Source organism: Pseudomonas sp. GL-RE-26 (assembly GCF_019956275.1).
Taxonomy (GTDB): Bacteria; Pseudomonadota; Gammaproteobacteria; order Pseudomonadales; family Pseudomonadaceae; genus Aquipseudomonas; species Aquipseudomonas grandcourensis.
Genome location: NZ_JAHBDI010000011.1, coordinates 349,183 through 360,631, shown reverse-complemented (window position 1 = coordinate 360,631; position 11,449 = coordinate 349,183). Strand labels below are relative to the sequence as shown.

9 protein-coding genes are annotated in these 11,449 nt (G+C 58.7%); 1 reads left to right on the top strand and 8 read right to left on the bottom strand.

The annotated features are described in order from the left end of the window. Nucleotides 1-2: 2 nt before the first annotated feature. From ssuD to KGB07_RS09185, 6 genes are all read right to left on the bottom strand, one after another. The gene (gene ssuD, locus KGB07_RS09210; protein ID WP_223465245.1) at nt 3-1,151 is read right to left on the bottom strand and encodes an FMNH2-dependent alkanesulfonate monooxygenase; all 1,149 of its coding nucleotides are present in this window, start codon (nt 1,149-1,151) and stop codon (nt 3-5) included. Nucleotides 1,152-1,176: 25 nt separating this feature from the next. Continuing rightward, nucleotides 1,177-2,157, bottom strand: coding sequence for a sulfonate ABC transporter substrate-binding protein (locus tag KGB07_RS09205; RefSeq protein WP_046039101.1), 981 nt, complete (start codon nt 2,155-2,157; stop codon nt 1,177-1,179). A gap of 89 nt (nt 2,158-2,246) precedes the next feature. Then, on the bottom strand, nt 2,247-2,840 hold the full coding sequence (ssuE, locus tag KGB07_RS09200) for an NADPH-dependent FMN reductase (protein ID WP_007993145.1): 594 nt from the start codon (nt 2,838-2,840) through the stop codon (nt 2,247-2,249). A 290-nt stretch (nt 2,841-3,130) separates the two neighbouring features. Then, nucleotides 3,131-3,769, bottom strand: coding sequence for a peroxiredoxin (locus tag KGB07_RS09195; protein ID WP_046039097.1), 639 nt, complete (start codon nt 3,767-3,769; stop codon nt 3,131-3,133). Between the two features lie 291 nt (nt 3,770-4,060). Next, entirely contained in the window at nt 4,061-5,404 is a 1,344-nt protein-coding gene (locus KGB07_RS09190; RefSeq protein ID WP_046039095.1) for an OprD family porin, read from the bottom strand. A 411-nt stretch (nt 5,405-5,815) separates the two neighbouring features. After that, nucleotides 5,816-7,156, bottom strand: a complete 1,341-nt coding sequence (locus KGB07_RS09185) for an OprD family outer membrane porin (protein ID WP_046039093.1) — start codon at nt 7,154-7,156, stop codon at nt 5,816-5,818. A 364-nt stretch (nt 7,157-7,520) separates the two neighbouring features. Between KGB07_RS09185 and tauA the strand changes: the two genes are divergently transcribed. After that, nucleotides 7,521-8,510 carry a taurine ABC transporter substrate-binding protein gene (tauA, locus tag KGB07_RS09180; RefSeq protein ID WP_046039092.1) on the top strand — a complete coding sequence of 330 codons (990 nt, stop codon included), beginning with the start codon at nt 7,521-7,523 and terminating at the stop codon, nt 8,508-8,510. Between the two features lie 162 nt (nt 8,511-8,672). On the opposite strand, the gene argA is transcribed toward tauA, so the two are convergent. Beyond that, on the bottom strand, nt 8,673-9,971 hold the full coding sequence (gene argA, locus KGB07_RS09175; protein WP_046039090.1) for an amino-acid N-acetyltransferase: 1,299 nt from the start codon (nt 9,969-9,971) through the stop codon (nt 8,673-8,675). A gap of 245 nt (nt 9,972-10,216) precedes the next feature. After that, a complete protein-coding gene (gene argE / locus KGB07_RS09170; protein ID WP_046039088.1) occupies nt 10,217-11,365 on the bottom strand; it encodes an acetylornithine deacetylase in 1,149 nt (382 codons plus the stop codon). Nucleotides 11,366-11,449: the final 84 nt, after the last annotated feature.

Genomic DNA, 11,449 nt, shown 5'->3' with positions numbered 1-11,449 from the left:
CCTCAGCTCTGGGACGCGGCTTTGGGCAGAATATCGTTGGCGACCATCTCGCCGAACGGGCTGACGTAACCGGCGCTTTTCGGCAGTTCAGGACGCTCGACATCGAGATGCGGGAACAGCAGCTCGGCCACCCGGTACGACTCCTCCAGGTGTGGATAACCGGAGAAGATGAACGTATCGATGCCCAGGTCCGCGTACTCCTTCACGCGAGCGGCCACGGTCGGACCATCGCCCACCAGCGCCGTACCGGCACCGCCGCGCACAAGACCGACGCCGGCCCACAGGTTAGGACTGACTTCCAGATTGTCGCGGTTGCCGCCATGCAATGCGGCCATACGTTGCTGACCGACCGAATCGAAACGCGCCAGTGAAGCCTGGGCACGAGCGATAGTCTCGTTGTCGAGATGGGAGATCAGCCGATCCGCGGCTTTCCAGGCTTCATCGTTGGTTTCACGCACGATCACGTGCAGGCGAATGCCGAAGCGCACGGTGCGTCCGAGCTTGGCGGCCTTGGCTCGGACCTGTTCGATTTTTTCCGCGACGGCGGCCGGTGGTTCGCCCCAGGTCAGGACCATTTCCACCTGTTCGGCGGCCAGGTCTTGTGCAGCGTCCGAAGAACCACCGAAGTACAGCGGCGGACGCGGTTGCTGGATCGGCGGATAGAGCAATTTCGCCCCTTTCACGCTGATGTGCTGGCCGTCGTAATCGACGGTTTCGCCTTCCAGCACCCGGCGCCAGATGCGGGTGAATTCCACCGAGGCCTGATAGCGCTCTTCGTGGCTCAGGAACAGACCATCGCCCGCCAACTCTTCCGGATCACCGCCCGTCACCAGGTTGAACAACGCACGACCACCAGACAGTCGATCCAGGGTTGCCGCCTGACGCGCCGCCACCGTCGGGGAAATGATCCCGGGGCGCAGGGCAACCAGGAACTTCAAGCGCTGGGTCACCGGAATCAGCGATGCCGCCACCAGCCACGAGTCTTCGCAGGAACGCCCGGTAGGGATCAGTACCCCGCCAAAACCCAGGCGGTCAGCGGCTTGCGCGACTTGTTGCAGGTAACCGTGGTCAACGGCGCGTGCGCCTTCGGCGGTGCCAAGGTAATGGCCGTCGCCGTGGGTAGGCAGGAACCAGAAAATATTGAGGCTCATGGAGTGGTCTCCTTGGGGAAACGATTTATTGGGCTTTGGTTACTGAGCTTTGGGCAACGGCAGCCGGCGGCGTCCAGATCACGTCTTTGATGCTCAACTGCTTGGGAATCAGCTTGAGCTGGTAGAAGCTGTCGGCGATTTTCTGCTGCGCCGCGACCACTTCCGGGGTGAGGAACAGCGCGCCATAGCCCTGGCGTTTCACCGAGGTCAGGGTGATGTCCGCTGGCAGGCCGAGCAGCGGTGAAACCTGTTGGGTCACCTCTTGCGGATTAGCCTTGGACCACTCGCCCACCGCGCGCACTTCTTCCACCAGGGTCTTGATCACCTCGGGGTTTTTTTGCGCGTAAGGTTTGGTCGCCAGGTAGAACTGATGGTTGTCGACGATGCCCTGACCATCACGCAGGGTGCGCGCTTGCAGCTGTTGTTCGGCGGCGGCCTGGTACGGGTCCCAGATCACCCAGGCGTCGACGCTGCCCCGCTCGAACGCGGCGCGGGCATCGGCTGGCGGCAGGAATACGGTCTGGATGTCGGTGTACTTGAGGCCGGCGTCTTCCAGCGCACGCACCAGCAGGTAGTGCACGTTGGAGCCCTTGTTGAGCACGACTTTCTTGCCCTTGAGGTCCGCCACCGACTTGATCGCCGAGTCATTCGGCACCAGGATCGCCTCACTGTGCGGCGCTGGCGGTTCATAGGCGACGTAGAGCAAATCGGCACCGGCCGCTTGAGCGAACACGGGCGGCGTCTCACCGGTGACGCCGAAGTCGATGGAGCCGACGTTCAGGCCTTCGAGCAGTTGCGGGCCGCCGGGGAATTCAGTCCATTGCACGTCCACGCCTTGGGCGGCGAGGCGTTTTTCCAGGGTGCCCTTGGCTTTGAGCAGCACCAGGGTGCCGTATTTCTGATAGCCGATTCGTAATGTCTCGGCTTGAGCTTGAGTAATGGCGCCGAAGGTGACAGCCGCAGCAAACAGAGCGACCAGGCCACGACGCAAAATGACAGGGCGCATGGCGCTCTCCTTTTTGCAGTTGGGTTTTGGCTGCACCTGCTTGCCCGTTGGCGGGCGAGTAAGGCCAGTACTTCAATTTTCGGTGAGGCTCAAATGCTCCAGCGAGCACTCAACAAACGATCATTCAACAGGTTCGGATCGAGCGGCTTGGGCCGTCGCGCCATGGCGCTGAAAAACAGCTCCAGCGATTCATTCAGTCGTTGTTCCAGCTCCGGCGCCAACTGCGCCAGTGCGCTGCCTTCGCCGTAGGCGATCTGGCTGTCGACGGCGAAAATCCCTTGCAGCATTTCCTGGGCCTTCAATGCCGACAGCACCGGCTTGAGCGCGTAATCCACCGCCAGCATGTGAGCGATGCTGCCGCCAGTGGCCATCGGCAAAACCACCTTGTGGCTCAAGGCACGTTCGGGCAGCAGATCCAGCACGACTTTCAGTGCTCCGGAAAACGATGCCTTGTAAACCGGTGTGGCGATCAGCAGGCCATCGGCGTTTTCAATCTGTTGCAGCAGGTCGATCACCTTGGGGCTGTCGAAGCGTGCGTGCAGCAAGTCCTCGGCCGGGAAGTCCCGCACCTGATAACTCACCACTTCCACGCCCTGCCCTTGCAACCAACGCTGGGAGCGATCCAGCAGCACCCCGGAACGAGAGCGCTGACTGGGACTGCCACCGAGTGAGACAACCAACATTCAGACGATTCCTTGCACGGTGTTGGCGATTCGCGGCTTGCGATCTCGCTTCGATAGAGTGACCTTAACAGCTGATTTATATATCCATAAATCATATTTATTCATTTGGTTATTCGTTAAAGAAATATGAAAACCGGTTTCTTCCAGGCAAAAAAACAGGCCGTCGAAACGGCCTGAAAATCCCCTGCTTTGTGGGTACACATCTTGAATTCCGTTGCGCCTGATCCGCCGCCATCGCGAGCAAGCTCGCTCCCACAGGGGTCCGCAGCTGCGCCAAAAATGCTGAAGACTTACCGATTCGGCTGCGGCGTCAGGCGCAGGTAAGGCTTGACCGCCCGATAGCCCTTGGGAAAGCGCTGTTTGATTTCATCTTCATCCTTGAGCGACGGCACGATCACCACCTCATCACCGTCCTGCCAGTTGGCCGGCGTGGCCACCTTGTAGTTGTCGGTGAGTTGCAGCGAGTCGATCACCCGCAGGATTTCATTGAAGTTGCGGCCGGTGCTCGCCGGGTAGGTAATCGTCAGCCGGACCTTTTTCTTCGGGTCGATCACGAACAGACTGCGCACGGTCAGGGTGTCGTTGGCGTTGGGGTGGATCAGGTCGTAGAGGTCCGAGACCTTGCGGTCGGCGTCATCCAGGATCGGAAAGTTGACCACGGTGGCCTGGGTTTCGTTGATGTCCTCGATCCACCTGTGATGAGACTCTACCGGGTCCACCGACAAAGCGATGGCCTTGACGCCGCGCGCTGCGAACTCATCCTTGAGCCTGGCGGTGAAACCCAGCTCGGTAGTGCACACCGGGGTGAAATCCGCAGGATGGGAAAACAGCACGCCCCAGCTATCGCCCAGCCACTGATGGAAACGGATGATGCCGGCGCTGGAGTTCTGTTCGAAATCGGGGGCGATATCGCCAAGTCTGAGACCCATGGTGCTGCTCCTTGTGAGTGCTTGATGGGCTCAACTGTGCCTGTGTTTTTTATCTATTAAAAAGAATAAATATCGATTTATTTAGATCATAAAGAAATATTAAATATCTGTTCACTGGACGTGCCCGCACAACCCGCCGAACATCGCCCCAAGGTTCGAGAAGGCCTTGAGTTGCTGCAAAGAGGGAAGTTCAAGGCGGGATTACGGGGGTGAACCCGTCTTGAAAATGTAAAAGCCCCGCCCGGTGCAATACCAGGCGGGGCTTTTTTTGTCTCGGTTACGCGAGCGCTATTACAGCAGCGGGATCGAGTAGCTGAGGATCACGCGGTTTTCGTCCTGCGAACGCGTGTTCGGCAGGTCGGTGCGCCAGGTCGCGTTTTTCCACGCCAGGCCCAGGTTTTTCAGCGGACCTTCCTGAACGACGTAAGCCACGCTCAGATCGCGCTCCCACTCGGAAGCACCATTGGCCGCTTCGCGGCCCTTGGCGTTAACGGTATCGATATTGTCGCCGTGCAGGTACACCAGACCCGCCGTCAGGCCAGGTACGCCGACCTTGGCGAAGTCATACGCATAGCGTGCCAGCCAGGTACGCTCGCCCGCACGGCCGAACTTCTGGATTTGCGAATCAGTGATGGTGTAGTTCGACGAACCGTCGCCCTGGTTCAGCCAAGGGAAGTCACTGTTGCCGTTACTGACCTGGTAACCGCCACCGAAGGTGTGACCGGCAACGGTGTACAGGAACAGGCCGCTGTACAGGTTGTTGTCGACCTTGCCCTTGCCGTTGGCTGCACCGCTGTAGTTGCCAGTGGTGAAGTACAGAGGATCGTGACCGTTGGCACCGTCGTCGGAACTGTTGAAGTAACGGAAGTCAGACTTCAACACGCCAGGGCCGATTGCCCAGTTGTGCACCAGACCCAGGAAGTGTTGCTTGTAGAACTCCTCCAGGTTGCCGTAGTAGTACTGGGCAGTCAGGTCCTTGGTGATCTTGTAGTCACCGCCGGCATAAATGAATTTGTTGCTGTCGCGACCTGCAGCGGAACGGCTGTTGGCGCCGGAGATAGACAACTGTTCGTTGTTGCTCGAGTTACGACCTTTTACCTGCTCGATCTGACCGCCGATCAAGGTCAGGTCCTTGATGTCGTTCGAGGCGATCTGGCCGCCCTGCCAGGTTTGCGGCAACAGACGACCGTCGTTGGTCACGATTACCGGCAGCTTTGGCTGCAAGGTACCCAGCTTCAGCTCGGTCTGGGAGATCTTGGCTTTGGCAGTCAAACCCAGGCTGGAGAAGTCATCAACCGCTTCGCCGTTGGACTTGCTCGGGAACACGGTGCCGCCGTACGAGTTGTTGCTCGCGCCGTTGGTGCCGCCACCGGAATCCAGTTTGACGCCCAACAGGCCGATCGCATCGATACCGAAGCCGACGGTGCCCTGGGTGTAACCCGAGATGAAACGCAGATCGAAGCCTTGGCCCCATTCTTCGTTTTTGTTCGGGCCAGTGCCGTCACGGTAATCGGTGTTGATGTAGAAGTTGCGCAGCCCCAATGTTGCCTTGCTGTCTTCGATAAAACCCGCGGCGCTTGCCTGCTGGGTCAAAACCCCGACGGCCACAGCGATGGCCAAGGTGGACTTGTTCATGTTTCGCTCCTCTCGTTTCTAATTCTGATGTTCCTGGTCCCGAATCGATTGCCCGGGATCCTGAATGCGTAAATTCGCGGCAAACCGTCTAGGCCGGTCATTTGGCGGGCCGCAGGATACATGGCCTTAAAGCCAAAAAGAATTTTTTGATGCTTTTTAATATCAACTGGGAATATGCCTTTCCACGACAGATCCGAGGTATCGGCGGTGAGGCCGGTTCCTGAACCTGATCTATTGTCGAGGGGCGAAATTGCTAAACCCGAGCTCAGGGATGAGTGTCGGACAGGCGCACTTTAAGCGGGATGGATAGAAACTAAAAAGAATAATAAATAATCATAAAAGATCTTTATGGAATAACAAAAAACAGACAAAAAAAACCCCGCCAGCGAGCGGGGCTTTTTCTTACGGCGATTACATGAAGCTGTAGGTGTAGTTGAAGATCAGACGGGTCTGGTCTTGATCAAGGGTGCTGGTGTTGCCACGGTAGGTACCGTGACGCAGCGTCGTACCAAACCCTTTCAGTGCACCCGTTTGAATCACGTAATCAATGCGCGCGTCGGTCTCGTGCTCACTCAGGTCTTTACCAATACCGTTGGTAGCCTTGATGTCCTGGCCATTCAAGTAAGCAATCGAAGCTTTCAAGCCTGGTACACCCAGGGAGGCGAAGTCATAGGAGTACTGACCGAACGTGGTGTTTTCACCGGCACGGATAAAGCTGCCAACTGTGGCATCGGTAAACGAGTAGAAGCTCGCGCCGCCGGCACCTTCAGGATTACCGTTGCCATCGACAAGGTTGCCCTGGTTCAAGAAAACGAAGCCGCCGTCATCGTTGACACGCTGATGCCCGATCAGGAACGCGTTGCCACCCAGGGTATAGGTGAACATGGCGCTCCAGGTCTTGTTATCGATCTCACCCGGGGTCTTGGCGAAACCGTTGTTGTTGTTGAAACGGAAACCCGGATCGCCGTTCTTGCCGTCGGAGCTGCTATCGAAATAACGGATATCGGTCTTGAACGACTGATTGGCCGCGATCGGGTAGACGTGCACCAGACCGAGGAAGTTCTGCTTGTAGAAGTCTTCCAGGTTCGCATAGTAGTACTGCAGCAAGAGGTCTTTGGTGACCTTCCAGTCAGCACCGCCGTAAAGGAATTTGTTGCTGTCCTGAGTGGCGCCAGCCACAGACAGGCCAGTGGAGTTCGAGGAAGCACGACCCGACGCGTGCTCCAGTTGACCAAAGTTGAAGGTCACGTTGTCGATTTCTTTGGAGGTGATGGTGCCACCTTCAAAGGTCTGCGGCAGCAGACGGCTGTCGTTCGCGATCAGGATCGGCAGGTTAGGTGCCAGAGCGCCACCCAGGTGGGCTTCAGTCTTCGAGAAGCGCGCCTTGACGTTGCCATCCAAACGGCTCCACTCGTCGGCCGCCTCATTGCCATCGCTAGGGAAGAATGAGTTGCTGTTACCGGTCGGGTGATGCCCCTTGCCGCCATCCAGGTGGATACCCACCAGCGCCTGGGCGTCGATACCAAAACCTACGGTACCTTGGGTGAAACCGGACAGGTAATCGAACTTCAGACCTTCAGCGGTTTCGCGCTGACGGTTGGCAGGAGTGCTCGCACCTTCGCGCATATCGGCATCGTAATACATGGTGCGAGAGCTGATGGACGCCTTGCTGTCTTCCAGGAAACCTGCGGCGCCTGCCTGCTGCGCCAAAACCCCCACGGTCACGGCCAAAGCCAAGGTGGACTTGTTCATTGTGTAGCTCCTCTCGATTCTAATTCTTGTGTTCCTGGTCTCGAGTCGATGCCCGAAATCCTAAGATGCGCGATTAGCGCCAGAGCGTGACCCACAAGTCAATCGTAACCATGTGTGTCTACGACCATAGTCTAATCCCCGGTTTTTTGGTCCCTGCAGGGTCATGAATCCGTCATGAACCTGAAAAGAATTACCCGATTCTTTTCTAATACCGTTTAGGAATTTAGCTCCCCACTCCCTAACCATCCCAGAATAGAAGGTTTGGCTCATAAGCTAATTCCTAATCGGTATTTATTTTCGCTTTTTTAGATCGATTAGTTTTCGACGTAATTCGGAAACAAATCTTTTACCGAAAGGCGGCCCCATGACGTCAAAACGTGCACTATCCGGACCAATTGTTACAGTTTGTGTATTGTTCGCATTTTCTTTCACCGCTCATGCGGCGAACCTTACCGTCGGCTATCAAACCGGTATCGACCCGAGCAAAGTCCCCCAGGCCGATGGCCTTTATGAAAAAACCATCGGCCAGCCAATCGACTGGCGGCGCTTCAACAGCGGCCCGGAAGTGGTCACGGCGATTGCCTCCGGCGATCTGCAAATCGGCAATCTCGGCTCCAGTCCGCTGGCCGCTGCCGCCTCGCGCAACCTGCCGATTGTCGCGTTCATCGTCTCGGCCCAGATCAATGCCGCCGAAGCGCTGGTGGTACGCAACGGCAGCGGCATCGAAAAACCGCAAGATCTGATCGGAAAGACCATCGCCACGCCTTTCGTTTCAACCTCCCACTACAGCCTGCTTGGCGCGCTGAAGCACTGGGGCCTGGACAGTTCGAAAGTCAAAGTCGTGAACCTGCAGCCCGCGGAAATCGCAGCAGCCTGGAAGCGTGGTGATATTGATGGCGCGTTTGTCTGGTCGCCCGCCCTGGGGGAAATCCGCAAGAGTGGCAAGACCCTGACCGACGCTGCACAGGTAGGCCAATGGGGTGCACCCACCTTTGAGGTCTGGGTGGCGCGCAAGGATTACGCAGAGAAGCACCCAGAGGTCGTGGCCAAATTCGCCAAGGTCACCCTCGACGCCTTTGCTGATTACGCAGCAAATAAAGCCAACTGGACGGTCGACTCGGAACCTGTGCAAAAAATCGCCAAACTGACCGGTGCCAATGCCGCCGATGTGCCGGAGTTACTAGCAGGTTCCGCATTCCCGGATGCCAAGGCGCAACAGAGCACCGCACTGCTGGATGGCGGCACGGCCAAGGCCATTGGCGAGACGGCGAAATTCTTGAAGGAGCAAGGGAAGGTGGAGACGGTGCTGCCGGATTATTCGCCGTATGTCAGCGCGAAGTTTGTCCAGGAGTGAATGTAAAACCTTGTGGCGAGGGGGCTTGCCCCCGTTCGGTCGCGAAGCGGCCGCAAGATCATACGGCTCGGTCAGGCAGGTTTGGGGCTGCTCCGCAGCCCAACGGGGCGATGCGGCGTTCCGACAAGCCCCCTCGCCACAGGAACCTCTGCCGCTCCAACATCAAAGGGCTTTTTCGAAGATCTTCGAATTACGCTGATAGTTGTACAGCGACGCCCGCGCCGATGGCAGGCGGTCAACGCTGCTCGGCACAAAACCACGCTCGCGGAACCAGTGAGCGGTGCGGGTGGTAAGGACGAATAAAGTCTTCAAACCCTGAGCCCGGGCGCGGGTCTCGATGCGCTCCAGCAACTCATCACCGCGACCGCCATGGCGATACTCCGGGTTCACCGCCAGGCACGCCAGCTCACCCGCATCGGAATCGGCAATCTGATACAGCGCCGCACAGGCGATGATCATGCCTTCGCGCTCGACCACGCTGAACTGTTCGATCTCGCGCTCCAGCACCTCGCGGGAACGGCGCACCAGGATGCCCTGCTCTTCCAGCGGGCTGATCAAATCCAGCAAACCGCCGACGTCTTCAATGGCCGCTTCGCGCACTACTTCGAACTGCTCCTGGGCCACCAAGGTGCCGCCACCGTCGCGGGTGAACAGTTCGGTCAGCAGCGCACCGTTTTCGGCGTAGCTGACGATATGGCTGCGGGCCACGCCGCCACGGCAAGCTTCGGCCGCGGCATCCAGCAATTCCGCCTGATAGTTGCTGCCCAGCCGTTGCAAATGCGCCGGCACCTGCTGCGGACGCAGTTCACGCACCAGGCGCCCGTGTTCGTCGATCAAGCCCAGGTCGGCGCCGAACAGCAGCAGTTTGTCCGCACCCAGGTCGATGGCCGCACGGGTGGCGACGTCTTCGCACGCCAGGTTGAAAATCTCCCCGGTCGGCGAATAACCCAGCGGCGACAACAGCACGATGGAGCGCTCGTCCAGCAGACGGTTGATGCCCTTGCGATCGACCCGGCGTACTTCGCCAGTATGGTGATAGTCGACGCCTTCAAGCACGCCGATCGGCCGTGCAGTCACCAGGTTGCCGCTGGCCACCCGCAGGCGCGAGCCCTGCATCGGCGACGAAGCCATGTCCATCGACAGGCGAGCCTCAATGGCAATGCGCAACTGGCCAACCGCGTCGATCACGCACTCCAGGGTCGCGGCATCGGTGATGCGCAGGCCGTGATGGTAATGCGGGATCAGGCCACGAGCTGCCAAGCGCGCTTCGATTTGCGGGCGGGAACCGTGAACCAGCACCAGACGCACACCCAGGCTGTGCAACAGCACCAGGTCGTGGACGATATTGCCGAAGTTCGGGTGTTCAACGCCGTCGCCGGGCAGCATGACGACAAAGGTGCAATCGCGGTGGGCGTTGATGTAAGGCGAAGCGTGACGAAGCCAATTGACGTATTCGGGCATGAACCTGGGCCTGTAATAAATAGCAGCCGAAAAAAGGGCGAAACTGAAAACGCACAGCGGGCTGATGGTTATCGTCGGAACAGGCTTGGCGACACGCGCGCTCTCCTCATGAATACGGGTTGGAACATCGGCAATTTAACTGCAAAACCCTGTAGGAGCGAGCTTGCTCGCGATGGATATGAGGGCACCGCGTTTATCCAGGCGGACCTCGTCATCGTTAACGTCCATCGCGAGCAAGCTCGCTCCTACAGGGGTGTCAGGCAATAGTGTTCGATCAGTTGCCTTAATAGATGCACCGTAGGCTGCAAACGTGACATTTCGAGGTATTCCCCCGGCTGATGGGCGCAGGCGATATCACCCGGGCCAAGCACCAGCGTTTCACAGCCAAGGCGCTGAAGATAAGGTGCTTCGGTGCCGAACGCCACTGCTTCGGCGCTGTGACCGGTGAGCTTTTCGGCAAGGCGCACCAGCTCGGCGTCCTCGGCCTGCTCGAACGGAGGCACTTCGGGGAACAACGGTGCGTAATCGATCTTGACCTGATGCCGCTCGGCAACCGGCTTGAGCTTCTGCAGGATCTCGGCACGCAGGACCTTGGGGTCCATGCCGGGCAATGGCCGCAAATCGAATTCCAGCGAACACTGGCCGCAGATGCGGTTGGGGTTGTCGCCGCCATGGATGCAGCCGAAATTCATCGTTGGCATCGGCACGCCAAACTGTGGATTGCGGAACTCGCGCTGCCACAACAGACGCAGGCCACGCAGTTCACCGATGGCATCGTGCATGGCCTCCAGGGCGCTGTGGCCCAGGCGCGGGTCGGAGGAATGACCGCTCTGCCCGAGGATGTCGATGCGCTCCATCATGATGCCTTTGTGCATGCGGATCGGCTTGAGCCCGGTCGGCTCGCCGATCACCGCCGCCCGCCCCAGCGGTCGCCCCGCTTCGGCCAGCGCGCGGGCGCCTGACATCGAGCTTTCTTCATCGCAAGTGGCGAGGATCAGCAACGGTTGTTTGAACGGCTGATCGAGCAGCGGTTTGACCGCCTCGATGGCCAGGGCGAAAAAACCCTTCATGTCGCAACTGCCCAGGCCAATCCAGCGACCGTCGACTTCAGTCAGCTTCAGCGGGTCGGTTTGCCACAGCGCGCCGTCAAACGGCACGGTGTCGCTGTGCCCGGCCAGCACCAGGCCGCCGGGGCCGGAGCCGAAACTGGCCAGCAGGTTGAACTTGCCGGGGCTGACCTGCTGAATCTCGCAGGTGAAACCCAGCTCACCGAGCCAGGTCGCCAGCAGATCGATGACCGGGCGGTTGGTTTGATCGAGACTGGGCTGGGTGCAACTGACCGACGGTGCGGCGATCAAAGCAGCGAATTGTTCTTTCATCGACGGCAATGGCATCGCTGACTCCCGGCACCCGAATTGAGGTCCATCATAGAACCAACCGATGGCAGGAATAAACCGTCGCGACGCGGACTAACCTTG

Coding starts and splice junctions, on each gene's coding strand:
- ssuD (WP_223465245.1), bottom strand. CDS start 1,151: ATGAGCCTCAATATTTTCTGGTTCCTGCCTACCCACGGCGACGGCCAT.
- KGB07_RS09205 (WP_046039101.1), bottom strand. CDS start 2,157: ATGCGCCCTGTCATTTTGCGTCGTGGCCTGGTCGCTCTGTTTGCTGCG.
- ssuE (WP_007993145.1), bottom strand. CDS start 2,840: ATGTTGGTTGTCTCACTCGGTGGCAGTCCCAGTCAGCGCTCTCGTTCC.
- KGB07_RS09195 (WP_046039097.1), bottom strand. CDS start 3,769: ATGGGTCTCAGACTTGGCGATATCGCCCCCGATTTCGAACAGAACTCC.
- KGB07_RS09190 (WP_046039095.1), bottom strand. CDS start 5,404: ATGAACAAGTCCACCTTGGCCATCGCTGTGGCCGTCGGGGTTTTGACC.
- KGB07_RS09185 (WP_046039093.1), bottom strand. CDS start 7,156: ATGAACAAGTCCACCTTGGCTTTGGCCGTGACCGTGGGGGTTTTGGCG.
- tauA (WP_046039092.1), top strand. CDS start 7,521: ATGACGTCAAAACGTGCACTATCCGGACCAATTGTTACAGTTTGTGTA.
- argA (WP_046039090.1), bottom strand. CDS start 9,971: ATGCCCGAATACGTCAATTGGCTTCGTCACGCTTCGCCTTACATCAAC.
- argE (WP_046039088.1), bottom strand. CDS start 11,365: ATGCCATTGCCGTCGATGAAAGAACAATTCGCTGCTTTGATCGCCGCA.